Raw genomic sequence first — 25,694 nt, 5'->3', positions numbered from 1 at the left:
GCCGTACGTCCCCCCATTGTGCTCCGGAGCCGCGCACCCTCAGACGATTTCGGGGGCGAGGACCACCGGCGGATCCGGAGGACCCTCGTCGAGCAGCGTACGCAGCAGCTCGGCGAGCCTGGTCGGGTACACCGTCTCACGCGCCGCCGAGAGTTCGGCGGAGGTCCACCACCTCAGCCCCGCGACGCTGCGCAGCTCCAGCTCCGTCAGCCCGTCCGGCGAGGTCTCGGTCTGCGCCGTACGTGCCAGGAAGTACCACTCGTCCTGATCCCAGCGTCGCCCATCGAACGGAAAGGAGCACATCCGGCGCCAGAGCACGGGCCCCAGCTCCACCTGTGTGATCCCCGTCTCCTCCGCCAGCTCGCGCAGCGCGGCCTCTTCCCGGGTCTCGTCGCCCTCCAGACCGCCGCCGGGCGTGAACCACCAGTCCTTGTCCGGATCGTCCGGCTCGAATCCGTGCAGCAGCAGAATCCGGTCCTGCGGATCCAGCAGCACCACCCGGGCCACCTTGCGAAGCCCGCCCTGCCCGCCCAGCCCGGCCCGCTCGCCCTGCTCAGCCAGCCCGCCCTGCCCGCCCCGCTCACCCTGCGCTGCCTCGGGCTCTTCCTCAGCGGACACCGGTGGACACCTCCCCGGTCCTCCGGGCCCGTCGCGACCGCGACAGCCACCGGGCGACAGGTCCGTACGCAGCACCGCCCAGGATCAGCGCCGTGCCGCCCACGATCGCCGCGGCCATCAGCCGTACCGGCCCTGCCTCGGACACCCCGCCCGGCAGCGCCGCGAAGCCCTCGGGCCGGTCGATCAGACGGCCGAGCGGCCAGACCACGGCATCGACCCGTGCGTCCACGGCGGAGAGCGGTACGGAGCCCTGGCCCGGGTCCTGGAGATGGACGCGGGAGTCCAGCGAGCCGCTGCGCTCATCGCCGAGCAGAAAGAGCTGTCCCGCGGGCACCGTCGCGTCGAATTCGGTCATGGACGCCGTCCCGCCGAGCATCCCGCGCACATACGGCTCCTGGATCGGTGTGCCGTTCACGGTCAGCCGGAGGTCCTTGTCGCAGCAGGCGACCTTGTCGCCGCCGACCCCGACCACCCGCTTGACCATCGGCAGATCGCCCCAGTCCGCGTCGGTGAAGACCACCACATCACCGCGCCGTACCTCGTCGCCGGATATCCGCTGGGCCAGTACCCGGTCCCCCGCCCGCACGGTCGGGTCCATCGAGTCCGTCGGCACGGTGTACGGCAGATACTCCACGGCTCCCCACGCGAAGCCCCCGAGGAAGAGCACACAGCCGACGGCCACGGCCAGCCCCGACAGCACACTGCCGAGGCGGCCGTGGCCGTCCGTCCCACGTCCCGCTTCCGTAGGCGCCGCCTGCCCAGGCGACTCCGTACGTCCTGCTTCCGTACGTCCCGTTCCGCTCATCCCAGCACTTCCCCCACTCCGGAGAATGACCGCTCCGGGAACGATCCTCGGAGACCCGCGATCCGGGACGGCACCCTACCCGGCGGTACCGCCGGCGGTCAGCCTCCTCCTGCGCCAGAGCACAAGAGGCACCGCGCCGGCCAGGCCCAGCGCTCCGGGAGCCACCGCCGAGGCCGCCGCCACATGGGTGCCGAGCCCGGACTGGTCGAAGGTGTCGGGCACCGGCAGGAAGGACCAGCGGTTGACCGGCCAGGCGACGACAAAGGCGCGGCCGACCACCTCGTCCGTGGAGACCGTGCCACGGCCGGGCAGCTCCTGGTGGTAGCGCGAGTCCAGCGAGTTCTGCCGGTGGTCGCCCATCACCCAGATCCGGCCCTCGGGAACCTTGATCGGCCCGAACGGCTCGTCGTCACACGGAGTGTTGCCGGGGTAGATGTACCCCTCCTCGTTCAGCGGGTGCCCATTGACCTTGACCTTGCCGCCCTTCTCACACGCCACCGTGTCGCCGCCGACCGCGATGACCCGCTTGATCAGGTCCTTCTCCTCGGCGGACGGCATCAGCCCGATAAAGCTCAGGAACTTCTGCACCACGTTCGGGTCGGGCGTGGGGGTGCCCTCCAGCCAGCCGCCCGGATCGTGGAAGACCACGACCTCACCGCGGTCGGGCTCGGAGCCGAACCAGGGAGTGAGCTTGTCCACCAGGACGCGGTCACCGCGCTGGAGGGTGTCCTGCATCGAGTCCGACGGAATCGAGAACGCCTGCACCAGGAAGGTCTTGATCAGAAGCGCCAGCAGCAGCGCGATACCGATCAGCAGAGGCAGTTCCTTCCAGAAGGAACGCTGCTTCCGCAGGTTCGTGGATTCGCCGTCCTCGGCCCCGGATCCGTCGCCGTCCAGGCCGACGTCCAGGCCGTCGTTCCGGCTGTCGTTCCGCTGTTCCGTCGCGTCCGTCACAATCTCGGGCGACTCGGCGAGCTGCTCGTGTCCCTCCTCGGGACCATCGTGTCCGGATCGTGCGCCGACCGCCACATCCCCCACATCCACTCCTCACTCCGTGCGGGTGCTCCGCGCGATTACGCGGTGCCATCGCCTGCCGCCGATACGGGACAGGCCCACCACTCCCATAACGAGCGGGAGTTCCGCAGGGCTCGGGAGCCGGATCAATCCGTTGAGATCCTGGGAGGACACACTATTCGACGCGCCCCGGGCCGTCGTCGGCGCGGCTCGCGCGTCCGAGGCCGAACCGTCCGGCACCGAGGCATCCGGAGTCGAAGCGTCCGGCACCGAAGCGTACGTCGCCCGCTCCTCCAGCCCGCGCCAGTGGTCGAACGGCCAGGCGATGACGACGGCCCGGCCCACGACCTCGTCCTCCGAGACCGTGCCCCGGAACTCCTCGTCGAGATGGAAGCGCGAGTCGGCCGAGTTGGACCGGTGGTCGCCCATCACGAAAATGCGCCCCGTCGGCACCTTGACCTCGAAGGTCAGCTCCGAGGGCACATTGCCCGGATGCAGATACGGCTCGTCCAGAGGCACGCCGTTGACGGAGACCTTCCCGTCCTCGCCGCAGCACTTGACGGTGTCGCCGCCGACCGCCACGACTCGCTTGATCAGATCCTGCTCGTCGGCCGACGGCAGCAGTCCGATGAAGGTCAGCGCCTGTTTGATCTGTTTGACGACAACCGGCGAATCGTCCGGCGGCGGCTTCTCGTCCTGGAGCCAGCCGCCGGGATCCTTGAAGACCACGACATCGCCGCGCTCGGGCCTGGAGCCGAACCACGGTGTGAGTTTGTCCACCAGCACGCGGTCGCTGATCCTGATCGTCTGCTCCATGGATCCGGACGGGATCACAAAGGCCTGCACCAGAAAGGTCTTGAGGACGAGCGCGATCAGCAGCGCCACGGTGATCAGGATCGGTATCTCGGCGACGGCGGACCTGCGGCGTCGCCGCTTGACCCTTCGGGCGAGTTTGCGCCGCTCGGCACGGCCCGGCAGCGTCCGGCCCGTGGTGGGCCGTGAGCCGGTCGGGAGCCTGGTGTCGGCGCCATGGGCCGCGGGCCGTCCGCGCTTACCCATGGGCCCCGTCCGGGCTCCGTACGTCCCTGAAGGCGCCGGTCGGCTCCAGCCCGGACCAGCGCACCGGCGGCCAGCCGATCCAGTCCGCCCGGCCGATGACCTTGCCGACGGGCACCATGCCGCCGCCCGGCTCGCCGAGATGGTCCCGGGAGTCGCGTGAATTGCTCCGGTGGTCGCCCATGACCCACAGAGTGCCCTGCGGTACGACGATGTCGAAGGGAACCCGGGAGGGCGCGTCACCGAAGTGGAGATACCGCTCGTCCACCGCCCGGCCGTTCACCTCGACCCTGCCCCCTTTGTCGCAGCAGACCACCCGGTCGCCTCCGACTCCGATCACACGCTTGACGAAATCGGTCTCGGCGGGCTCGGCGAGCCCCAGAGCCGCGGCGGCCCCGTGCAGCAGTCCGGTGACGGGATTCTCCCGCGGCGGCTGCTGGACGAAGGATCCGGTGCCGTCGAAGACGACCACATCGCCGCGCTCCGGCTCGGCATCGAAACGGTACGCCAACTTGTTGACCAGCACCCGGTCCCCCACCTGGAGGGTGGGCTCCATCGAGCCACTGGGAATCCGGAAGGGCTGCACCACGAAGGCGCTGAAGAGCAGTACGGCGACGGCGCATCCGACACCGAGCAGTCCCGCTCTGCCCAGGGAGAGCCTGCCCAAGGAGAGCCTGCCGGGAGAAAACCCCGGGACCCGTCGCGCCGGGGCCGTGGAAAGATGCCCGACGGAACGTGCGGAGCGCGACCGCTCTTCCGTCCCCGTAGGGCTCGTCCCCGCAGGGAATCCGGAAGAGCGGTCGCGCTCCGTGTGCTCCGCTTCGGTGTCCATCGGGGCCAGAGCTTATCCGGCCCTCCTGTGCACCCGGGTGCGACGTGACGAACGCCGACCCGGCCGACGACTCAGTTGTCGCGCTTCTCCTTGATCTTGGCGGCCTTGCCGCGCAGCTCACGCAGGTAGTAGAGCTTGGCGCGACGGACGTCACCACGGCTCACGAGCTCGATCTTCTCGAAGATCGGGCTGTGGACCGGGAAGGTGCGCTCGACACCGACGGAGAAGGAGACCTTGCGGACCGTGAAGGTCTCGCGGACGCCCGAGCCCTGGCGGCGGATGACCACGCCCTTGAACTGCTGGATACGGGAGCGGTTGCCCTCGATGACCCGTACGTGCACGTTGACCGTGTCACCGGGACGGAAGGCGGGGAGGTCGCTGCGGAGCGACGAGGCGTCGACTGTGTCGAGCAGGCTGGACATGTGGATCTGCTTCCTCGCTGATGCCACAGGTCATCAGCGGATGTCGAGAGGAGAGTTCGGGGTGCCGTTCGCGTCGGGCGGGCGTCGTTCCCCCTGTGGCAGGGGCGCACACCGGACGTACGGCAGCGGCCTATTCTTCCATGTCATCCGGCCTGCGCCAAAATCGGCCGCCCGGCTCCGGCGACCAGCCCAGGATCGAGAGCGTCTCGCGGTCCTTCTTGTCGAAGGCCGCCGCGTCGCAGCGCTCGATCAGATCGGGCCGGTTGAGTGCCGTACGGCGGAACGCCTCGTCCCGGCGCCAGCGCGCGATCCTGCCGTGGTGGCCGCTCAGCAGTACGTCCGGAATCCCGCGCCCGCGCCACTCGGGCGGCTTGGTGTAGACGGGCCCTTCCAGCAGATTGGCCATCTCTCCGGGCGCGAAGGAGTCGTCGCGGTGCGATTCGGCATTGCCGAGGACACCGGGCAGCAGCCGCGCGACGGCCTCGGTGATGACCAGTACAGCCGCCTCGCCGCCGGCCAGCACATAGTCGCCGATGGACACCTCGACAACCGGGATCCGGGTCGCGTACTCCTCCACGACCCGGCGGTCGATGCCCTCGTACCGCGCGGGCGCGAAGAGCAGCCAGGGCCGCTCGGACAGTTCGACGGCCACTTCCTGGGTGAAAGGGCGCCCGCTGGGTGTGGGGACGACCAGGACCGGTCCGTGCGCGCCCGTCTCGTAGCCGCTCGCCAGGATGTCGTCCAGTGCCTCGCCCCAGGGCTCGGTCTTCATGACCATGCCAGGTCCACCGCCGTAGGGAGTGTCATCGACGGTGTTGTGCCGGTCGTACGTCCACTCCCGCAGATCGTGCACATGGACATCGAGCCGGCCGCGCGCACGGGCCTTGCCGACCAGCGAGACGTTCAGCGGCTCCAGATACTCCGGGAAGATCGTGACGACATCGAGTCGCATCAGTGGTCATCCCCAACGGATTCACCTTGTCCGCCGGATTCATCGTGTCCGCCGGACTCGCTCCGTCCGCCGGCGACTTCCGCCCGGTCGTCGATCAGGCCGGGCGGCGGATCGATGACGGCCCGCTGCTCCTCCAGATCGATCTCCGTGACGATCTCCTCGACGAACGGGATCATCACTTCGCTGCCGTCGGGCCGTTCCACGATGAACAGGTCCTGCGAGGGCAGATGGGAGATCTCGGTGATCCTGCCGATCTCCGTGCCGTCGGCCAGGACGACATCCAGATCCATGAGCTGATGGTCGTAGAACTCGTCCGGGTCCTCGGGAAGTTCCTCCGGATCGATCTCGGCGATCAGGAGCACGTTACGGAGCGCCTCGGCGCCCGTACGGTCCCGTACGCCCTCGAAGCGCAGCAGCAGTCTGCCGCTGTGCACCCGGCCCGACTCGATCGTCAGCGGTCCGGCCGAGGCCGGGTCCGTGGCGAGTACGGCGCCGGGCCCGAGCCGCAGTTCCGGCTCGTCCGTACGCACCTCTACGGTGACGTCGCCCTTGATCCCATGAGCGCGGCCCACCCGCCCGACCACCAACTGCACTACAGGCACCTTCTTTTCCGGCATGACGGCAATGAAATGACACGGCGATGGAAGCAGCGAAGGCCGGAGAAGGCGGTGGCCCTCCCCGGCCCGTGCCGGTGTTCCAGCTCTGTCAGCGAACCTGGTCCACATCGACAAGGTCGACACGGATGCCGCGGCCACCGATGGCGCCCACGACGGTCCGCAGAGCACGTGCGGTGCGGCCGTTGCGGCCGATCACCTTGCCGAGGTCGTCCGGGTGGACCCGGACCTCCAGCACACGGCCACGGCGCAGGTTGCGCGAGGCAACCTGCACGTCGTCCGGATTGTCGACGATGCCCTTCACGAGGTGCTCGAGAGCCTCCTCGAGCATGCTCAGGCCTCGGTCGACTCGGCGGTGGCCGAGGACTCGGCTTCGTCGGCCTTCTTGTCGGACTTCTTGGCCTTCTGGGTGATGGCCTCGCCCTTGGGCTCGTCGCCGGCGTCCTTGGCGGCGGCCTCGAAGAGGGCGCGCTTGTCGGCCTTCGGCTCCGGCTGGAGCAGCGGCGCCGGGGCCGGGAGGCCCTTGTGCGCCTGCCAGTCACCGGTGAGCTTGAGGATCGCGAGAACCGGCTCGGTCGGCTGGGCGCCGACGGACAGCCAGTAACGCGCGCGATCCGAGTCGACCTCGATGCGCGACGGGTTCTGCACCGGGTGGTACAGACCGATCTCCTCGATGGCCCGGCCGTCACGGCGGGTGCGGGAGTCGGCGACGATGATGCGGTAGTGAGGCGAACGGATCTTGCCCAGACGCTTCAGCTTGATCTTGACTGCCACTGGAGTGGTGTCTCCTGGTCTTGACGTGGTTGGGCACAACGGGATGCCGCGTGGGGTTGCGGTACCCGATCCGCCCGATGGACGCGTCAGCCGGAGGAGAGAGGGGTCCTGTGCGACTGTCGAGTACAGCTGGCCATTCTGCCACACTTACACACCGCTACATGCCCCGGCGTCCGCGGCCCGCTGTCGCGCACCTGGCCCCGCACCAGGTCGCGCACCGGGCCCCGCCGCGGATCTCGCCGCGGGTCCCGCTCCGGTGCCGGTGATCAGCTCGCGGCTCCCACCACTTCCGGGATACGGAAGGGCTTCCCGCAGCCTCCGCAGACGATCGGCGCCTGGGCGAGGACCGAGGGAACGACCCGTACGTTCCGCCCGCAGTCGCAGACCGCCTTCACGCGGACTCCGCCGCCGGACGAGCCGTGCCGGGCGGCCGGACCGCGGAAGCTGCGCTTGGTGTCGGCGGCCGTCGCGACCGTGTGCGCCTTCAGCGCGCGCTGGAGGCGCTCGATGGTGGGCCGATATCGGCGCTTGGCCTCGGGGCTGAGCGAGACCAGCGAGAAACCGCTGCTGGGATGCGGCTCCTCGGGATGGTCGAGGCCCATCTCCTCGGCGATGGCCAGGAATCGGCGGTTGTGATAGCGGCCCGCGCGCGAGGTGTCGCGGACACCTCTGGCAGCGGCGATGCCATGGACCGCTTCATGAAGCAGTCGTTCGAAGGAGAGCTCGGCGCCGCAGGCGGACGAGGACTCTCCGATCAGGGACTCTGGCGCGGCAAGATCCGGCAGCTCGGGGTGGGACCTTTGAATGTCGGCCCACGCCTGCGCCAGCTCTGCGGCGAGAACAGGTGGTGTCGTGCTCACGTCGTGAACAACGAGCCTGAGCCCTCGCGGGTTCCATTACGGGGCATCCCAAATAATTTGCACGTACCCGTCAGTTGCCATTGATGCGTCCTGACGAGGGCGGGTGCGTCGATCTGCGGAGAAGCCTCACAGCTCGTCCCAAGGTGGTACGTAGCGCCGCGTACGCAGGGACGCGTAGACGATCTACGTCTGCCGGTCGTCTTCCCAGCTCACCGGGCGGGTGTGCGGCGGGCGGGAACGCCGGGCCGGGCGGCGCCGTGCGGGCGCCCTCGGTCGGTGGGCGTCAGGAGGCGCGGGCCACGACGGCGACAGTACCGGGAGTGCCGTCCGCCTCGGGAACCGCCCCGCCCTCGCTCCCGCCCTCGGTGACAAGGCATCGTACGGACACTTCGCGCTCGGCCGGCGCGGCCTCGCCGGCGGTGCCCGGCGCCGCCCAGGCGTATCCGTACGGTCCGATCATCATCGTGCGGCGGGCAGTGAATGGCACTGAGATCCAGCCATGTGCGCCGGGCGCACGCCCGGTGCACTCACGCTTTGCCGACCACCCACTGGACGTGCGTGCGGATCGGGAGTTCCCTGGCATTCAGGGGGACCTCGACGGATTGGGGCGCTGCCCATGGCACCTACGCTCGGCCGGCACCGGCTTCCTCCAGGGCGCGCGGACACGCGCACGGTCGTGAGCACACGCGCCCGCGACTGGGCCGAGATCCAGGAACGGATGCTGGTGCCGCTCTACGAGGCGGTGTACGAGCGGCTGGAGGTACGCGCCGGGACACGGGTGCTCGGTCTGGGCTGCGGCTCGGGACTCGCGCTGCTGCTCGCCGCCGCGCGAGGCGCGCGGGTGACCGGAGTCGACGCCGACCAGGAGCGGCTGGCGCTGGCCCGTGAGCGGCTTCTCGCCGACCGGGAGCGGGACGGCGAGGACCGGCCGGCCGGCACCGGGACGGTCCTGCCCGCGGACCGGATCGCCGAAGCCGCCGCAGCCGCCGCAGCCGCCGAGGCCGCCACGGAGCCCGGTCGGCCGCCGTACGACCTGATCACCGCCTTCCAGCCGATCGGCACGGTGGCGGGCGACGCGAAGGGACTGGCGCCCGCCCTCGACTCGGCGATACCGCTGGTGGAGCATGGCGCGCCGGTGGTACTGGCCGGCTGGGGACCGCCGGAGCGCTGTGCCACGTACGCCCTGCTGCGGGTCGCGGGCCGGCCGGCGGACCGGCTGCGCGAGGACGCCCGGCGTCCGGTGCGCCGGGACGATCTGGAGGATGTGGCGGCGCGGGCCGGGCTGGAACCGGACGGCTCGGGACGGGTGGCCTGTCCGTTCGGCTACGCGGACACGGAGAGCGCGGTGCGCGGGTTGCTGTCGACCGGAGTGTTCGACAAGGCGATCCGGGCGACGGACCGGCAGCAGGTGGAGAAGGAGATCGGCGAGGCGCTCCAGCCGCATCTGCGGCCCGACGGCACGGTGTGGATGCCGAATGTCTTCCGCTATCTGATCGCCCGTACGCCCTGAACTGCGACGATCCGGTCCGAGCAACCGCAGGCACCGTTCCGGTACGGGATCGGCCCGGCAATGAACCGGTGCGCGCCTCTTGAATGGGCCGGTGCGCGCCTCTTGTCACTATCCAGAATCCTGTTTACTGTCTCTTCCGTGACCGGCTTTGACGAACGTTTTCTGACCCGTAACGGCCTCGCGGCCCGGCAGCTCGCCGTTCTGCTGCTGAACCACGAGCCGGACACCCGGCTGCCGCGTGTCCGCGACTTCGCCGTGGAGCTGGGCGTCGGAAACGGAACCGTCCAGGCCGCGCTCCAGCTTCTGGAGAGCGCCCAGGCCATCGAGACCACGGCCCGGGGCCATCTCGGCACCTTCCTCGTCCGCTCCGACCGCTCGATACTGTGGCGGCTCTCCGGGCTCGGCACCCTGCTGGCCGCGATGCCGCTGCCGTACTCCCGCCGCTACGAAGGGCTCGCCACCGGGCTGCGCGCGGCCTTCGAGCAGGCGGGCGCGCCCTTCGCGATCACCTTTATGCGCGGCGCCGGTGCCCGTACCACCGCGCTGCTCGAAGGCAAGGTCGATCTCGTGGTGCTCTCGCGCTTCGCCGCCGACCGGCTGATCGAGGAGCATCCGGTCGAACTCATCGCGGATCTCGGTCCCGCCACCTATGTGGGCGCGCACGGACTGCTGCTGCGGCACGGCACCACGCCCGAGACGCAGGGACTGCGCGTCGCCGTCGACCATGCCTCCGAGGACCAGCGCATGCTCGCCGAGCGGGCGTTCGCCGGGCGCGCCGACATCAAGTGGGTCGAGGCCTCGTACATGCAGCTCCGCGAGCTGTTCGAGCACGATCTGGCCGACGCGACCGTCTGGAATCTGGACGAGGTACAGGGCCGGCTCGGTCCCGGAGTGGACGTCCTGCCGCTGGGCGACGAGGTCTCCCGGGAGCTGGCCCTGCGCAACTCCCGGGCGGCGATCATCGGCAGGACCGAGGGCGCGAAGGCTCTCGGTGCCGTACGGGACTCGCTCGATCTGTCCGTCGTCACCACGCTCCAGTCCGAGGTACTGAACGGTGAACGCGCGCCCTCGTACTGACCGCCGCGACAAGGACCGGCCCACCGAAGGAGATCAAGGAGATCTACGGGACACCGGGCGCGGCCCAAAATACAAAATCCTGGTTACTGTCTGATCGTTACCGGAAGGACCCGGAAAGAAGGGAGCACTATGGACGACCAGCTCGCCCTGCGCATCACGCTGTTCCGTGAGAGCGGCCAGGTCAGGCCCGAGGTCGCCACGTTCGTCGGGGACGAGCTGGACGCACTGGCCGACGAGGGCAACACCGTCACCGAGGACACGGCGGCCATGCTGACCAGCCATCTCATGATGGCGCTGGACCGGCTGCTCGACGGAACGCCGATCGAGGAGTTCCGTACCGACGAGCAGGTGGCGGCCGAGCTCATGGGACATCCCGAGGCCGTGGCACGGGCGCGCGCCGTCTCCGTACGGGCCCGGCGCGAGCTGGGCGCCGAGCTGCCGGAGTCCGAGATCAACTTCCTGGCGCTGCATCTCGCCGTACTCGGCCGGCACTCCGCCGGCTGACGGACATCGCCCTCGACTCGACTGAAGGAAAAGGACTGAGCCATGACAAAGATCCTCACCGGTGGCGTCGGCAAGACCGAGGTCGCGCACACCGTGAGCGCCCTCGCCCTCGACGGACTGGAGATCACGGTCTCCAACGACATGGACGCCGCGATGAAACTCCGCGTCGGCCAGGCCGACTACTACCTCGGCACCTGCCACACCGGCGCCGGTGCGTCGCTCGGCGTCCTCGTCGGGCTGCTGGGACAGCCGCTCTGCCACACCTTCGGCCGGTCCGTGCCCACCGAGGACCAGGTCGCCGGGCTGCTGGCGGACGGCAAGAAGGTCTTCGGTTTCGCCATCGACCAGATCGATGTGATCGCCCCGATCATGGCCCGCGCGATCGCCGCCCGTAGCTGACCGCCCGTAGGCACCGCCCGCCCGTAGCCGACCACCCGTAGATCCATGAGCCAGGGCCCGGAGGAGACATCCCTGTGAACACCGTCCTCGCAGCGAGCACCAGTCTGGACTTCTCGCTGACCCAGAAACTGTTCGTCATAGCCCTGTGCGCGCTGACCGCCTTCATCTCGCATCTGGCCCTGGCCGTGTTCAACGACGGCGTACGGCCGTTCATGCTCGACTTCATCCAGGGACGCTCCAAGCGCTCCGGCACCACGGCGGTGTCCTTCGGGCTCTCGGCGGGCTTCATCTTCGGGCTCGGCGCGCCGATGGCCCTCTCCAGCGGTGTGCTCAATCCATGGCTGCTCTTCCTGCCCACCGACATCCTCGGCATCCTCGCGCCCAGGAAGTGGCTCGCGCCGCTGCTCGGCGGCGCCTGGGGCGCGGTGGTGGTCTTCGGTCTGAGCGGCGCCAATGATGTGGCGCACAATCTGCCCGTCGACTTCCTGACCGCGATGCAGCAGATGTCGACACCGATCCTCTTTCTCTTCACGCTCTTTCCGGTGCTCGCGATCACCAGGCAGTTCGGCCGACTGCGCGGCGGTCTGGCCGCCGTGCTGGAGCTGGCGCTCGTCATCCTGACGATGAAGCTCTGGCCCAATGTCTTCGCCGGCTCACTGGCCATGGCCGCCGGTGTGCTGCTGCTCATCGGCTTCGCGGTCAGGAAGGACCTGGTCCAGCGCTCGGCGGACCGGGCCGCCGCGCTCGCGGCCGGCGAGCAGACCTCCGGTACGGGACAGACGGACCAGGAGGACGCGGACGATCCGATGGCCTCCCTTTTCAGCTCCAGCGCGCTGCGGCTGCGCCGCCATCTGCCGCTGTTCATGGTGCTGGGCGCCGGAGTCTGTGTCCTGGCGCAGATGCATATATTCGGCGGAGGCGAGGCCACCAGCTTTCTGATCGCCAAAGGCCAGTACAGCGAGGCGGCCCAGGTCGACTTCTACCGGGTCTTCGGCTTCGTCCCGCTGATCGCGACGACCGCGCTCGCCTCCGGCGCGTACGGCATCGCCGGCTTCACGCTCGTCTATCCCATCGGTTATCTGCTGCCGAACCCGCTGCTCGCGGCGGTCATCGGCGCCGTGGTTTTCGCTCTCGAAGTGCTGGCCCTGTCCTCCATAGGCAAGGTCCTCGGCAAGCTGCCGAGCGTCCGGGACTCCTCCGAGCATCTGCGCGCCGCGATCACCGAGACGCTGGCGCTGGCGATTCTCTTCGGCTCCCTGCTCGCGGCCAATGTCATGGGCGGCGGTCTCGGCATCCTCGTCGTCGGCGGGCTCTATCTCCTCAACGAGGCGATGGGCAGGCCCGTGGTGCGGATGGCGGCGGCGCCCGCGGCAGTCCTGGCCGGTGGCGTTCTGCTCAACATCCTCCACTGGCTGGATCTGTTCACGCCGCTGAAGGGCTGACACCAGGCCACTGCCCGGCCAACCCGGCAGGCGCTTCCTCCCTCCGGTCCGCCCGATTCTGATCCGTCCGACTCCGATCCGTCCGATCCAGGCACGTCCCGACCAGGCGCGCCGGGAAGGCACCCGCACCATGCAGCACCACCCCGGGGCACACTCCCCGGTCCCCCACACCCGTGACCAACTGCTCACCGTCGCCGGGCCGCTGCCCGTCTCCGCCGTACGCGGCCCGGCGCTCGCCCATGAACATCTCGTCCTCGATCTGGACCGGGCGGGCGACGGCGCCGCCATCCTGGACACCGCGCGCCACCGCTCCGCCGTCACCGCCGAACTGGCCGCCCTACGTGCCGAGTTCGGGCTCGGCCTGGTCATCGAGCTGACCTGTCGTGGCATGGGCCGCGACCCGCGCGCCCTGGCCCGTATCGCCGAGGAGTCCGGAGTCGCGGTCGTCGCGGGCACCGGCTGGTACTACGAACCGTTCCACCCGGACGAGATCCACGGCGCGAGCGTGGAACAGCTCACGGAGACACTGGTCCGGGAGATCACCGACGGATTCGCTGATGAGCTCACCGCCGAGTCCGACGGGTCCGGTGGGACCCCGATCAGGCCCGGTGTCCTCGGTGAGATCGGCAGCCACGGCGAGCGCCCGAGCGAGCCCGAGACCCGCGCGCTCCTCGCCTCCGCCCATGCCGCCCTCGCCACCGGACTCTCCGTCGCCACCCATGCCCAGCTCGGCCGCGGCGCGCTCGCCCAGCTCGATCTGCTCACCGGTACGGGCCTGGCACCGCACCGGATCTCCCTCGGCCACCAGGATCTGCTCGACGCTCCGGCCGTCCACCGTGAACTGGCCGCGAGCGGCGCGTACGTCGCCTTCGACACCGTCGGCAAGGAGAGCTACCAGAGCGACGACACCCGGCTGCGGCTGCTGCTCGCGCTGCTGGAGGCCGGACACGCGGACCGGATCCTGCTCAGCGGTGACATCTCACGCCACGGCTATCTGGAGTCGGAGGGCGGCCAGGGATACGGGCATCTCTTCCGCTCCTTCCTGCCGAAGGCGCGCGCGGCGGGCGTGGACGGTTCGCTGATCGACCTGATGACGCGCCGCAATCCGCTGCGCTTTCTGACCGGCACAGGAACAGCCCCAAGCACCGGCACCGGCACCGACGCGGAGGAAATCTGAGATGTCCGTACAACTTTCCCCGGCCCAGCTTCCTCCCACCTTCCCGCTGCCGACGGTGTCACTGGAGGACGCGGTCCGACTCCAGTACCGGCTGCTGGAGTGTGTCGCCGCCCACTTCGAGGGCCCTCAGCTCTTCGAGGCCGACGCCGGTGTCGTACCGGGACTCGGCCGGCCTCGTACCACCGCGCGCGTCGAGGCCGTACTCGCCGACCACTTCGGCGCCGAGGACGCCGCGCTCGTCCAGGGCGCGGGAACGGGCGCCATCCGGGCCGCGCTCCAGGCCGCCGTCTCTCCCGGCGCTCCGCTGCTGATCCACCGGGCGCCCGTCTACAAGTCGACCGCCACCACCCTGCGCGGACTCGGTGTCCGCACCACAGAGGCCGACTTCAACGATCCGACGGCGCTACGGCAGGCCCTGGAGTCCGGCGCGTTCGGCTGGGCGTACGTCCAGCACAGCAGACAGCGGCTCGCCGACTCCTACGAACCGGGCGAGATCCTCGCGCTCTGCCGCGCCGCCGGAGTCCGTACCGTCGTGGACGACAACTACGCGGTGATGCGCGTCCCGGCCTCCGGAGCCGAACTCGGCGCGGACGCCTCCTGCTTCTCCCTCTTCAAGCTGCACGGCCCCGAGGGCGTCGGCGCGATCGTCGGCGCCCGCGATCTCGTCGCGCGCGTGCGCGCCGACAACTACTCGGGCGGCGGCCAGGTCCAGGGCCACCAGGCGCTCGACGCGCTGCGCGCCCTCACCCATGTCCCGGTCATGTGGGCGCTCCAGTCCCAGGTGGGCGAGGAGGTCGCCGCCCGGCTCAGCGCCGGTGAGGTGCCCGGTGTCGCGGAGGTACGGATCGCCAACGCGCAGGACCGCTGTCTGCTGGTACGGCTCGACCGGCCGGCGGCCCGTGAACTGCCCGCCGTCGCCGCCCGGCACGGCGCGGCGCCCTATCCGGTGGGCTCCAACTCCCGCTACGAGATCGCGCCGCTCGTCTACCGGCTCTCCGCCTCGTCGCTGGAGGACGCTCCCGAACTCGCCGACTGGACCGTACGGATCAACCCGATGCGGGCCGGCGCCGATCTCGTCATCGAGATCCTGCGCCGTTCGCTGCGCGAGCTGAACGAGCCGCACGAGTTGCACGAGCCGCACGAGCTGAAGGGCTGACCGTGTTCCTGGACACCGTCCTCACCCGCAATCCCGGGCTCGTCGACGCGGCGACCGCGCTGCACCGGTCCGGCGCCGTCCCGCCCGACACGTATGTCATCGACGCCGACGCCGTCGAGGTCAACGCGGCGCTGCTGGCCGCCGAGGCCGAACGGCTCGGGCTCTCGCTCTGGTTCGTCGTCAAACAGCTCGGCCGCAATCCGGCGCTGATCCGGGCGATCGCCCGGCACATCCCGCGCTCCGCCGCGATCGATCCGTCCGAGGCGCGGATCCTGCACGCCAACGGCGCGCGGGCGGGCAACCTCGGCCATCTCGTACAGATCCCGCACCGCGAACTGCCGGAGCTGCTCGGGTGGCGGCCCGAGGCCGTGACGGTCTTCGACCTCGCCAACGCACGGGCCGTCTCGGACGCCGCCCGTGGACTGGGCTTCGTCCAGGACGTGTTCGTACGGATCGAGGGCGCCTCGGGATCGGTCTATCCCGGTCAGGAGGGCGGTGTACCGCTCGATGCCGTGGACGGATTCGCCGCAGCCGCAGAGGAGCTTCCTGGCATCAGAATCGCCGGTGTCACCGCGTTCCCGTGTGTGCTCTGCGATCCGGTGACCGGTGCTCCTGTCCCGACCGCCACCTTCGAACTGGCCCTCAAGGCACGGGAGTCGCTCGCCGCGCGCGGCCATGAAGGACTGAAGCTCAGCGCGCCCAGCGCCACCTCCATGGCGAGTCTGCCGCTGCTGGCGGAGCTGGGCGCCACCCATGGCGAGCCCGGCCACTCCCTGACCGGCACCACTCCGCTGCACGCGATCGACGCGGACCAGCCGGAGCGGCCCGCCTATGTCTATGTCAGCGAGGTCGCGCACACCCTCGCGGACGGTCGGCCCGCGCTCCACGGCGGCGGTTTCTACCCGCGCGCGGGCATCCGTGACGCTCTGCTGCCGCGCGCCGGAGTGCGCCTCGCGGTACAGGACGCGCCCGCCGAGAACATCGACTACTACCGGCTGCTGGAGGCGCCCGCCTCGCCCGGCGCGGTCCGGGCCGGCGACACCGCCGTACTCGCCTTCCGCACCCAGATCTTCGTCACACGCTCGACCGTCGCGGTCGTCTCCGGTCTCTCGGCCGGCGAGCCGCGGCTGACCGGCCTGTACGACAGCCGGGGCCGGGCCCTGTGAGGCGCCGTCAGCAAGGAGCCAACCGCCATGAGCAAGACCGTCGTCCTCGTCATCGACGGATTCGGGATCGGCGCCATGCCGGACGCCGGAGTCCTGCGGCCGGGCGATCTCGCGGCCGACACCTGCGGCCATGTACTCGACCACGGGCGGACGGCGCTCGGCCGGCCGCTGCGGCTGCCCGCCCTCGGATCGCTCGGGCTCGGGCTCGTCCGTCCGCACCGGGGTCTGGCCCGGGACACGGTGCTTCCGGTGGCCGTGGGCCGGGCCGCGCTCGGCTATCCGGGCGCGGACACCTTCGCCGGGCACCAGACCATGATGGGCGCGGACTTCAGCCGGGTGACGGTGGCGCGGCTCGGTGAGCATCTGGACGAGGTCGCCTCGGCGCTCGAAGCCGCCGGACATCGGGTGGAGCTGCCGGACGGGCGTCAGCTGCTGCTTGTCGACGGCTCCGCACTGGTCCATGACAATCTGGAGGCCGATCCCGGCATCAACTGGAATGTGTCAGGCCGGCTGACGGATCTGCCCTTCGACCGGATCCTCGCCATCGCCCGTACGGTACGGACGGTGGCGCCCGTCGCCCGCGTGATCGCCGTCGGCGGCCACGCGGACGGGCCGCTCGGCGCGTACGTACGGGACGGAGACGGCGGTACGGTCGGTCTCGACACACCGGCCAGCGGCTTCTACCGCAACGGCGGGCTGGAGGTCCGGCATCTGGGCGCGGATCTCGACCACACCCGGCAACTGCCCGAATTGGCGGCCCGCGCGGGCATCCCGGTCACGCTGGTCGGCAAGGCGGCGGACATCCTCGTCTGCGGGACGGCGGTACGGCGGCCGGCCGTCGGCACCGCGGACGTCCTCGCGTACACGCTGGAGTCGGTGCGCACGCCGGGCGCCGGGCTGGTCGTCGCCAATGTCCAGGAGACCGATCTCGCGGGACATCAGCAGGACACCGAGCGCTACGGCCGGATCCTGGAGCGGGCCGACGCGGGACTGGCCGCGCTGATCGGACTGCTGGACCGGCCGGGCGACCGGCTGATCGTGACCGGCGACCACGGCAACGATCCGACGATCGGCCATGCCCATCACACGCGTGAGTACGTACCTGTGCTGATGTACCGGCCGGGCACGGCCGGGACCGAACTGCTCCCGGACGCGCCGACACTGGCGGACGTCAGCGCCATGGCAGCACGGTCGCTGGGCCTGGACACCAGAGCCCTGGCGAACGGTGCCGTACGGACGGGAGCGCGCGTCGGCTCGTGAACCCTTCGTGAGCCCCGAGAAGCCCCGCCGCTCCGCCCGGCCGACCCCGTCAGCCCATGAACTTCTTGAACTCGTCGGGCAGTTCGAAGTTCTTGTCCTGATCTCCGGCCGGCAGCCCGAACGCGCCGCCCGGCTGCGCCGCGGCCTCCTCGCGCCGCGCCGCCGCGGCCTGCTCCTCGGCCTTCCGCTTCATCGGGTTGCCGGAGCGCTGCTTGCCCTTGGCCTGCTTCTGCTTCTTCTTCGCACGGCCGGGCCCGCCGCCCATCCCGGGCATGCCCGGCATCCCGGGCATTCCGCCGCCCTGCGCCATCCTCGACATCATCTTGCGGGCCTCGAAGAACCGCTCCACGAGGTTCTTCACCGCGCTGACCTCGACTCCGGAGCCACGGGCGATACGGGCCCGGCGCGAGCCGTTGATGATGACCGGGTCGGTGCGCTCGCCGGGAGTCATCGACTTGATGATCGCGGCGGTACGGTCCACATCGCGCTCGTCGATGTTGTTGATCTGGTCCTTGATCTGTCCCATACCGGGCAGCATCCCGAGCAGCTTGCTGATGCTGCCCATCTTCCTGACCTGTTCCATCTGCGCCAGGAAGTCGTCCAGCGTGAAGTCCTTGCCGCCCTTGCTGCTCGCCAGCTTGGAGGCCATCTTCTCGGCCTCGGCCTGGCTGAACGTCTTCTCCGCCTGCTCGATCAGGGTGAGCAGATCACCCATGTCGAGGATGCGGGACGCCATACGGTCCGGGTGGAAGGCGTCGAAGTCCTCCAGCTTCTCGCCGTTGGACGCGAACATGATCTGCTTGCCGGTGACATGCGCGACGGAGAGAGCCGCGCCGCCTCGGGCGTCGCCGTCCAGCTTGGAGAGCACGACACCGTCGAAGCCGACACCGTCGCGGAAGGCCTCGGCGGTGTTGACCGCGTCCTGGCCGATCATCGCGTCGACCACGAAGAGCGTCTCGTCGGGGCTGACGGCGTCGCGGATGTCCGCGGCCTGCTTCATCATCTCCTGGTCGATACCGAGGCGGCCCGCGGTGTCGACGACGACGACGTCGTACTGCTTGGTCTTCGCGTAGTCGATGGAGTCCCTGGCGACCTTGACCGGATCGCCGACGCCGTTGCCCGGCTCCGGCGCGTACACCGCGACGCCCGCGCGGTCCGCGACGACGGCGAGCTGGTTGACGGCGTTGGGACGCTGGAGGTCACAGGCGACGAGCAGCGGTGTGTGGCCCTGGCCCTTGAGCCAGAGGCCGAGCTTTCCGGCCAGTGTGGTCTTGCCCGCGCCCTGGAGACCCGCGAGCATGATCACGGTCGGCGGCTGCTTGGCGAAGCGCAGGACCCGGGTCTCACCGCCGAGGATGCCGACCAGTTCCTCGTTGACGATCTTGAGGATCTGCTGGCTCGGATTGAGCGCCCGGGAGACCTCGGCGCCGCGTGCCCGCTCCTTGAGATTCGCGGTGAAGGCGCGCACGACGGGCAGCGCGACATCCGCTTCGAGGAGCGCGATACGGATCTCGCGCGCGGTGGCGTCGATGTCCGCCTCGGACAGCCGTCCCTTGCCGCGGAGGTTCTTGAACGTCGCTGAGAGGCGGTCGGAGAGAGTGTCGAACACGGTGGTCGCGGATCCTCAGGTCGGGAGCGGATGAGGGGGCCGTCCCCGCGCGGTGAAGGACAGACCGTCCCCCAGGGTATCCGGCCGCGTGCGGTGAGGTCTGCCCCGCGGCGGGCACGGCCGTACGGGTGGCACGCTCCACCGTACGGCCGGTGCCCCGGCGTCCGTCGTCCCCGGGCGACACCGGCGACACCACAAGCCCGGCGCCCGTTGTCCCGGGCGTCAGCTCAGGGCCGCCTCCAGGCCCTTCGCCAGGGCCACCGCGTCCGCCTCCGGCAGCGGCGAGCCGTCCGCGCGCGTGACATAGACCGTGTCCACCGCGTTCGCGCCCAGCGTCGAGACATGGGCGCTGCGCACCCGTACCGCCGCCTCCTCCAGGGCGTGCCCGATCCGGTGCAGCAGTCCCGGCGCGTCCTGGGCGCGGACCTCGATGACCGTCGCGAGCTGTGAGGCGGTCGGCGCGACCGTCACCCGTGGCGGCGGCGCCTGCACACCGCGGCGGCGCGGATAGGCCGCCTCGCGCTCGGCGAGCCTGGCGGGGATGTCCAGCGAGCCGTCCAGGGCCCGTACGAGATCGGCGCGGAGCCGGGCGGCCTGCGGGAGCGAGCCGTACTCGGCGGCGACGCGCCAGCTCAGCAGCAGCACCTCCGTGGTGCCGCCGGGCCCGGTGGTCCCGCCCAGCTCCGTGGGCAGTTCGATGGCGCGCAGATCGGCGGCCCGTACGGTGAGCCGGTGCAGGGCCAGCACTCCGGCCGCGGCGGGCAGGACGCCAGGCTGGTCGGGCAGGGCGATGAGCAGTTCGACGCCGACGGGCTCGGGTGTGCCGTCCTCCTCCTGCCTGGTCTCGGCCTGGGCGCGCAGCGAGAGCACCGGATCGCCGGTGCGCAGCGCCTCGACGGCCAGCCGTTCCTGTTCGGCGCTGGGCGCGGTGGGCTCGGGCTCGGCGGGCGCGTCGCCCGCGAGGACGGCGGCGACGCGTGCGACGAGGTCGTCGACGAGCGAGGCGCGCCAGGACGACCAGGCCGCGGGCCCGGTGGCGAGCGCGTCGGCCTCGGTGAGCGCGTGCAGCAGTTCGAGTGTGCTGACGGAGCCGATCCGGGCGGCGACCGAGGCGACGGTCGCGGGATCGTCCAGATCGCGCCGGGTCGCGGTGTCGATGAGCAGGAGATGGTGGCGTACGACCGTGGCGATAACGGCCATGTCCTCCTGGTCGAAGCCGATCCGGGCGGCCACGTCCCGGGCGATGACCTCACCGGCCACGGAGTGGTCGCCGGGCCAGCCCTTGCCGATGTCGTGCAGCAGCGCGCAGACGAGCAGCAGGTCGGGACGGCTCACCCGGCGGGTGAGCGAGGAGGCCTGGACGGCGGTCTCCACGAGATGGCGGTCGACGGTCCAGGTGTGGACGGCGTTGCGCTGGGGCCGGCAGCGGACCCGCTCCCAGTCGGGCAGCAGCCGGGTGATCAGGCCCTCGGCTTCGAGCGCCTCCCAGACCGGGACGGTGGACTCTCCGGCGCCGAGCAGGGTGACGAGCTCCTCGCGGGCCTCGGCCGGCCAGGGCACTGGCAGCGGTTTCGCGGCGGTGCCCAGGAGCCGTACGGCGTGCAGCGAGATCGGCAGTCCGGCCTGAGCGGCGGCGGCAGCAGCCCGCAGAGGCAGTACGGGATCCCGTTCGGGACGCGCGGCACGGGCGAGCACGGCCTCGCCGTCCATCTCCACGACGCCGTCGGCGAGCGGAGTGCGCTCGGGAGCGGGCCTGCCGCCCAGCATGGCCCGCAGCCGAGGGCGTACGGACCGGGAGCGCAGCACCCGGTTGACCTCGCGCCAGGTGACGTCCGAGGCGTACGAGACCGTGCGCGCGGCCTCGTACACCTGCCGCAGCAGGACATCGGCGTCGAGCAGGGCGAGTTCCTTGGCGACGGGATCCTGTTCCTGGAGGGCCAGCCGGTCGGTGGCGCGTCCCGTCGTGAGATGGAGGGCGTCCCGTACGTCGAGGAGCGCGCGGCGGGCGTCGGCGAGCCCTTCGCGAGGCGCGTCGGCGAGCCAGGACGCGGCGACGGCGCGCAGCGCGGTGGCGTCGCGCAGACCGCCTCTGGCCTCCTTGAGGTCGGGCTCCAGCAGGAATTGCAGTTCGCCGTGGCGCTCGGCGCGCTCCCGGCACAGTTCGTCCAGGGCGGGAAGGCGCTTGACGGCGGTGTTGCGCCAGTCGGCGAGGATCGCGGTCCGTACTCCGGTGACCAGGCCCAGATCGCCCGCGACATGCCGGGCGTCGAGGAGTCCGAGCTGCACCTTGAGGTCCTCGGCCGCCGTTCTGCGGGCCTCTCCGGGCGTGCGTACGGAGTGGTCGAGGGCGAGTCCGAGGTCCCAGACCGGATACCAGACCCGGTCGGCGAGGGCGGCGATGGCGCCCGCGCCGGACTTACCGTCGTGCAGGAGGAGCAGATCGAGATCGCTGCGCGGCGACAGCTCTCCTCGTCCGTAGCCGCCGACGGCCACGAGGGCCGCGCCGCGTACTCCGGCCTCCTGGGCGGCGGTGGTGAACAGCGCGTTCAGCCAGCCGTCGGTCAGCCGGGCCAGGGCGGCACGGCGCGGCGGCCCTGGCCGCGTCTTCTCCTGGAGAAGGCGCAGCCGGGCCGCCGCATAGCCGCTGGGTCCCGAGTCTGCCTGTTCGGTCGTCTCTTCGAGGCTCGTCACCCAGTCGTTCCCGTCTCTAGTGCCGCGACCGGCAATGTTTGCCCGTCAAGGAGCGGCGTCCGGTGCGTGCGATCGCAAGGCGGCCGGAAGTCCTTGTAGCGGAGCTACCAGGGCTTTTGGCCAACGCCGCGAGCGCGCGTGCAGGGCGCCGCGACAGGGCAAACGCGGCCGGGAGGGGCATTAGAGTGCGTCCGGGCCGCGCTCGCCGGTCCGGACCCGGACCGCCGTGTCGACCGGTACGCTCCATACCTTCCCGTCACCGATCTTGCCGGTGCGGGCGGCCTTCACCACCACATCGATGAGCTCTTCCGCGTCGCCGTCCTCGACCAGCACCTCTATGCGGATCTTCGGTACGAGGTCGACGGTGTACTCCGCACCCCGGTAGACCTCGGTGTGACCGCGCTGCCGGCCGTATCCGCTGGCCTCCGTGACCGTGAGCCCATGGACACCGAAGGCCTGGAGGGCCTCCTTGATCTCGTCCAGCCTGTGTGGCTTCACGACTGCGGTGATGAGCTTCATGCGTCCACCTTCTTGTTCGTCGCCGCGGCGATACCGTCCTGGTTGGCGGCGGGCACGCTACTACGGCCCGACGGCGACCCTCCCACCGCGCTGTAGTCGTACGCAGTCTCGGCGTGGAAGGCCATGTCGACACCGCTGGTCTCGTCGTCCTCGGAGGCCCGGAAGCCGATGGTGACATCGACGATCTTCGCGAGGATCCAGGAGACCACGAAGGAGTACGCCATCACCGAGAACGCACCGACGGCCTGCTTGCCGAGCTGCGAACCGCCGCCGACGCCGTCGATCGCGAGGATGCCGACGAGCAGGGTGCCGATCACACCGCCGACGAGGTGGACACCGACCACGTCGAGGGAGTCGTCGTAACCGAGCTTGAACTTGAGGCTGACGGCCCAGGAGCAGACCGCACCGGCCACGACACCGATGAGCAGGGCGCCGAAGGGATTGACGGCGGCACCGGACGGAGTGATGGCGACCAGGCCGGCGATGGCGCCGGAGGCGGCACCCAGGGTGGTGAACGCGCCGTGGCGGATGCGCTCGTAGATCAGCCAGCCGAGCATCGCGGCGCCGGTGGCGATCTGGGTGTTGAAGGCCATCAGGGCGGCGGTGCCATTGGCGGCCAGGGCGGAACCGGCGTTGAAGCCGAACCAGCCGAACCACAGCAGAGCGGCGCCGAGGACGACGAGCGGCAGGTTGTGCGGGCGCATCGGGTCCTTCTTGAATCCGATGCGCTTGCCGACGACGAGAACGGCCGCGAGCGCGCCGATACCGGCGTTGATATGCACGGCGGTACCACCGGCGAAGTCGATGACGCCGAGCTTGAACAGCCAGCCGTCGGACTGCCAGACCCAGTGGGCGATCGGGAAGTACACCACGGAGACCCAGAGCGTGATGAACAGCGCCCAGGCGCTGAACTTCACGCGGTCGGCCAGCGCACCGCTTATCAGTGCCGGGGTGAGCACGGCGAACATGAGCTGGAAGAGGGCGAAGGCGAAGACGGGAATGCCTTCCTTGCCTCCGGTCAGCGTCTCCGCCGAAATGCCCTTCAGACCGATGTGGTCGAAGTTGCCCAGGAGCCCGCCGCCGATGTCGTCACCAAAGGTGAGCGAGTACCCGTACAGCACCCACAGCACACTGACGATACCGAGCGAGATCAAGGACATCATGAGCATGTTGAGGGCGCTCTTCACCCGCACCATGCCGCCGTAGAAAAATGCCAGGCCGGGCGTCATCAGCATGACGAGCGCGGCACTGATCAGTACGAATGCGGTATCTGCGCCATTCAAGGCCAGCGTCTCCTCGCGGTCGGAACGGCCCGTGCGGATGCTCAAGGTATGGGCCGACTTGTGCTGAGGAGATTGGCGCAACGCGGTTTCCGTCAGTGCCGCTCGATGTTTCACACCCGTGACGAAGGCTACCTGCGTGTTACGAGCCGGTGAACCGGCGGATCGCCGCGGCGGTCCCGGATACCCTCTGCGGACATCGGAAACCGGCCGCGGCCCTCACCCTGCTGACCTGGCGGCGGGGGAGCCGTGTCGGGCGGTACGGGGTGAGCGCCGCGGCCGGGGCTTCGGTGTCCGGCGCGCGGGCCGGCCGCTTCAGACGGCTTCGGCGGATTCGGGCAGCTGAGCGGTGAGCAGATCCGTGAGATCGGTGACCTCGGCGACATCGGCGAAGTCCCTGGCCGCGGTGTCCACGGTCTTGCGCAGCCGGGTGTTGACGCGCTCGGAGCGCACCTTGCGCGCCACCTTCAGGGCCTCCTGGGCCAGGGCGGTGGACTGCTCGGGCTCCTTCTTGAGGAGATGGACGGTGGCCATGCCGATCAGGTTCAGCGCATACGAACGCTGGTGCTCATCGTCCTTCTCGAACAGGTCGACGGCGCGCTGCATCAGCGGTTCGGCGAGGGAGGCGTAGGTGGGGCTGCGGCCCGCGACATAGGCGAGATCGCGGTAGGAGTGGGCGTTCTCCGCGTTGAGCTCGGCCTCGGAGAAGAAGCGGATCCAGTCGGGCTCGGCCTCGCCGTCGAGCCCGGCGTCGGAGAAGGTGTCCTCGGCCATTCTGGTGGCCCGCTTGCACTTGCCGGGCTGTCCCATGTTTGCGTACGCGCGCGCCTCCATCGCATACAGCATCGCCTGGGTCCTGGGCGTGGCGCAGTCACGGCTGCCGTACTGCGCGAGATGGATCAGCTCCAGCGCGTCATCGGGCCGGCCCAGATGAATCATCTGACGGCTCATCGAGGAAAGGATGTACGAGCCGAGCGGTTTGTCGCCGGCCTCCTTGGCCGCGTGCAGGGCGAGGACGAAGTATTTCTGCGCATTGGGCTGGAGACCGACGTCATAACTCATCCAGCCGGCCAGCTCGGCCAGCTCGGCCGCGCACCGGAAGAGCCGCCGCGCGGTGGCCTCGGGCTGCGGCTCCTGAAGGAGATCCGTGACCTCGTGGAGCTGCCCGACGACCGCCTTGCGCCGCAGACCGCCGCCGCACTGCGCGTCCCACTGGCGGAACATCGCGGTGGTCGACTCCAGCAGCTCCAGCTCGGGCCCGGAGAGCTTGGAGGGCCGGTGCGAGGGAACGGACTCGATCCGCGGTCCGCCCGGATCTCCGGCCGGAATGGGCACCAGCCAGCGCTGCATGGGCTCGACCAGGGCCGGGCCCGCGGCGAGCGCCAGCGAGGTGCCGAGAAAACCGCGCCGTGCCAGCATCAGATCACTCCGGGAGAATTCACTGATCAGGGCGACCGTCTGCGGTCCCGCCCAGGGCAGATCGACACCGGACACCGAAGGCGACTGGTGCGCGGTGCGCAGTCCGAGTTCCTCGATGCCGACAACGGTGCCGAAGCGCTCGGAGAAGAGTTCGGAGAGAATACGAGGGATCGGCTCGCGCGGCTGCTCGCCGTCGAGCCAGCGGCGCACGCGCGAGGTGTCCGTGCTGATGTGGTGCGCGCCCATCTGCCGTGCTCTGCGGTTGACCTGACGCGCCAGTTCGCCTTTCGACCAGCCGCTGCGCAAGAACCACGAGCCGAGTTGCCCATTCGGACGCTTGCCGGTATTCGTACCGCCTGCGCCGCTGCCGCCCACTGGAACGCCCCCATCCGCTGAAGCCCTGTCGCGCGAACCGGTACCAGAATGCCGTGAATCATGGCCGGCTGTCCTGAGGTCGCGCCCCTTCGAACAGGAAACCGAGTTGCCCCCGGCATACCCGCGCGTGCGCTTTTCCCCACGGTTCGTGCACTGAAAGTAA

The 25,694-nt window shown here is 70.2% G+C and carries 25 protein-coding genes and 1 pseudogene; 9 read left to right on the top strand and 17 right to left on the bottom strand.

Annotated features, from left to right (window positions below; translation table 11 throughout):
- Positions 1-39: 39 nt before the first annotated feature.
- From ACFV6H_RS02875 to ACFV6H_RS02820, 12 genes and pseudogenes are all read right to left on the bottom strand, one after another.
- The gene (locus ACFV6H_RS02875; RefSeq protein WP_385537938.1) at positions 40-561 is read right to left on the bottom strand and encodes an NUDIX hydrolase; all 522 of its coding nucleotides are present in this window, start codon (positions 559-561) and stop codon (positions 40-42) included.
- Positions 562-607: 46 nt separating this feature from the next.
- Positions 608-1,423, bottom strand: coding sequence for a signal peptidase I (gene lepB, locus ACFV6H_RS02870; RefSeq protein WP_385537767.1), 816 nt, complete (start codon positions 1,421-1,423; stop codon positions 608-610).
- A gap of 75 nt (positions 1,424-1,498) precedes the next feature.
- On the bottom strand, positions 1,499-2,452 hold the full coding sequence (gene lepB, locus ACFV6H_RS02865; RefSeq protein ID WP_385537764.1) for a signal peptidase I: 954 nt from the start codon (positions 2,450-2,452) through the stop codon (positions 1,499-1,501).
- Positions 2,361-3,496 (bottom strand): annotated as a pseudogene (gene lepB, locus ACFV6H_RS02860) (signal peptidase I); the annotation flags it as partial. The gene lepB (ACFV6H_RS02865) and the pseudogene lepB (ACFV6H_RS02860), both read right to left, overlap by 92 nt.
- Positions 3,489-4,325: a signal peptidase I gene (gene lepB / locus ACFV6H_RS02855; RefSeq protein WP_385537761.1), complete on the bottom strand. Its 837-nt coding sequence runs from the start codon at positions 4,323-4,325 to the stop codon at positions 3,489-3,491. The pseudogene lepB (ACFV6H_RS02860) and the gene lepB (ACFV6H_RS02855), both read right to left, overlap by 8 nt.
- Positions 4,326-4,396: 71 nt before the next feature.
- Positions 4,397-4,747, bottom strand: a complete 351-nt coding sequence (rplS, locus tag ACFV6H_RS02850; protein ID WP_066950731.1) for a 50S ribosomal protein L19 — start codon at positions 4,745-4,747, stop codon at positions 4,397-4,399.
- 130 nt (positions 4,748-4,877) lie between these two features.
- On the bottom strand, positions 4,878-5,699 hold the full coding sequence (gene trmD, locus ACFV6H_RS02845) for a tRNA (guanosine(37)-N1)-methyltransferase TrmD (RefSeq protein ID WP_385537757.1): 822 nt from the start codon (positions 5,697-5,699) through the stop codon (positions 4,878-4,880).
- Positions 5,699-6,292, bottom strand: a complete 594-nt coding sequence (gene rimM, locus ACFV6H_RS02840) for a ribosome maturation factor RimM (protein WP_385537935.1) — start codon at positions 6,290-6,292, stop codon at positions 5,699-5,701. Before rimM ends, trmD begins: the two co-directional genes overlap by 1 nt.
- Positions 6,293-6,404: 112 nt before the next feature.
- Entirely contained in the window at positions 6,405-6,644 is a 240-nt protein-coding gene (locus ACFV6H_RS02835) for an RNA-binding protein (protein WP_005311361.1), read from the bottom strand.
- A gap of 2 nt (positions 6,645-6,646) precedes the next feature.
- Positions 6,647-7,087, bottom strand: a complete 441-nt coding sequence (rpsP, locus tag ACFV6H_RS02830; protein ID WP_093590570.1) for a 30S ribosomal protein S16 — start codon at positions 7,085-7,087, stop codon at positions 6,647-6,649.
- Between the two features lie 266 nt (positions 7,088-7,353).
- Positions 7,354-7,947, bottom strand: a complete 594-nt coding sequence (locus ACFV6H_RS02825; protein ID WP_066950741.1) for a hypothetical protein — start codon at positions 7,945-7,947, stop codon at positions 7,354-7,356.
- Between the two features lie 283 nt (positions 7,948-8,230).
- Positions 8,231-8,434: a hypothetical protein gene (locus ACFV6H_RS02820; protein WP_385537753.1), complete on the bottom strand. Its 204-nt coding sequence runs from the start codon at positions 8,432-8,434 to the stop codon at positions 8,231-8,233.
- Between the two features lie 129 nt (positions 8,435-8,563).
- On the opposite strand from ACFV6H_RS02820, the gene ACFV6H_RS02815 reads away from it, so the two are divergent.
- The 9 genes from ACFV6H_RS02815 to ACFV6H_RS02775 all read left to right on the top strand — a co-directional run bounded on the left by ACFV6H_RS02815 (position 8,564) and on the right by ACFV6H_RS02775 (position 17,638).
- Positions 8,564-9,457, top strand: a complete 894-nt coding sequence (locus ACFV6H_RS02815) for a methyltransferase domain-containing protein (protein ID WP_385537750.1) — start codon at positions 8,564-8,566, stop codon at positions 9,455-9,457.
- A gap of 138 nt (positions 9,458-9,595) precedes the next feature.
- Positions 9,596-10,534 (top strand): GntR family transcriptional regulator YhfZ, encoded by a 939-nt coding sequence (gene yhfZ / locus ACFV6H_RS02810; RefSeq protein ID WP_385537747.1) that lies wholly within the window; start codon positions 9,596-9,598, stop codon positions 10,532-10,534.
- 129 nt (positions 10,535-10,663) lie between these two features.
- Positions 10,664-11,038 carry a PRD domain-containing protein gene (locus ACFV6H_RS02805; RefSeq protein WP_385537744.1) on the top strand — a complete coding sequence of 125 codons (375 nt, stop codon included), beginning with the start codon at positions 10,664-10,666 and terminating at the stop codon, positions 11,036-11,038.
- A 42-nt stretch (positions 11,039-11,080) separates the two neighbouring features.
- Positions 11,081-11,437, top strand: coding sequence for a DUF2620 domain-containing protein (locus tag ACFV6H_RS02800; RefSeq protein WP_385537740.1), 357 nt, complete (start codon positions 11,081-11,083; stop codon positions 11,435-11,437).
- Positions 11,438-11,511: 74 nt separating this feature from the next.
- Positions 11,512-12,879 carry a YhfT family protein gene (locus ACFV6H_RS02795; RefSeq protein WP_385537737.1) on the top strand — a complete coding sequence of 456 codons (1,368 nt, stop codon included), beginning with the start codon at positions 11,512-11,514 and terminating at the stop codon, positions 12,877-12,879.
- Positions 12,880-13,009: 130 nt separating this feature from the next.
- Positions 13,010-14,056, top strand: coding sequence for a phosphotriesterase (locus ACFV6H_RS02790; RefSeq protein ID WP_385537734.1), 1,047 nt, complete (start codon positions 13,010-13,012; stop codon positions 14,054-14,056).
- 1 nt (position 14,057) lies between these two features.
- Positions 14,058-15,212 carry an aminotransferase class V-fold PLP-dependent enzyme gene (locus ACFV6H_RS02785; protein ID WP_385537731.1) on the top strand — a complete coding sequence of 385 codons (1,155 nt, stop codon included), beginning with the start codon at positions 14,058-14,060 and terminating at the stop codon, positions 15,210-15,212.
- A gap of 2 nt (positions 15,213-15,214) precedes the next feature.
- Entirely contained in the window at positions 15,215-16,378 is a 1,164-nt protein-coding gene (locus tag ACFV6H_RS02780; protein WP_385537728.1) for an alanine racemase, read from the top strand.
- 27 nt (positions 16,379-16,405) lie between these two features.
- Positions 16,406-17,638, top strand: a complete 1,233-nt coding sequence (locus ACFV6H_RS02775; protein ID WP_385537725.1) for a phosphopentomutase — start codon at positions 16,406-16,408, stop codon at positions 17,636-17,638.
- Positions 17,639-17,687: 49 nt separating this feature from the next.
- Here ACFV6H_RS02775 and ffh read toward each other — a convergent pair whose 3' ends face one another.
- The 5 genes from ffh to ACFV6H_RS02750 form a co-directional block, all read right to left on the bottom strand.
- Complete coding sequence (gene ffh / locus ACFV6H_RS02770) at positions 17,688-19,247, bottom strand: signal recognition particle protein (protein ID WP_384790554.1); 1,560 nt, start codon at positions 19,245-19,247, stop codon at positions 17,688-17,690.
- A gap of 222 nt (positions 19,248-19,469) precedes the next feature.
- Positions 19,470-21,938 carry a [protein-PII] uridylyltransferase gene (locus ACFV6H_RS02765; RefSeq protein WP_384985002.1) on the bottom strand — a complete coding sequence of 823 codons (2,469 nt, stop codon included), beginning with the start codon at positions 21,936-21,938 and terminating at the stop codon, positions 19,470-19,472.
- Positions 21,939-22,118: 180 nt separating this feature from the next.
- Positions 22,119-22,457 (bottom strand): P-II family nitrogen regulator, encoded by a 339-nt coding sequence (locus ACFV6H_RS02760; RefSeq protein WP_093593309.1) that lies wholly within the window; start codon positions 22,455-22,457, stop codon positions 22,119-22,121.
- Entirely contained in the window at positions 22,454-23,740 is a 1,287-nt protein-coding gene (locus ACFV6H_RS02755) for an ammonium transporter (protein WP_093593312.1), read from the bottom strand. Before ACFV6H_RS02755 ends, ACFV6H_RS02760 begins: the two co-directional genes overlap by 4 nt.
- Positions 23,741-24,052: 312 nt before the next feature.
- Positions 24,053-25,531 (bottom strand): hypothetical protein, encoded by a 1,479-nt coding sequence (locus ACFV6H_RS02750; RefSeq protein WP_385537719.1) that lies wholly within the window; start codon positions 25,529-25,531, stop codon positions 24,053-24,055.
- Positions 25,532-25,694 lie beyond the last annotated feature (163 nt).

This window comes from Streptomyces sp. NPDC059743 (genome assembly GCF_042732975.1).
Classification (GTDB): domain Bacteria; phylum Actinomycetota; class Actinomycetes; order Streptomycetales; family Streptomycetaceae; genus Streptomyces.
The sequence above is the reverse complement of the archived record's forward strand: the minus strand, read 5'-3'. Positions and strand labels throughout refer to the sequence as shown.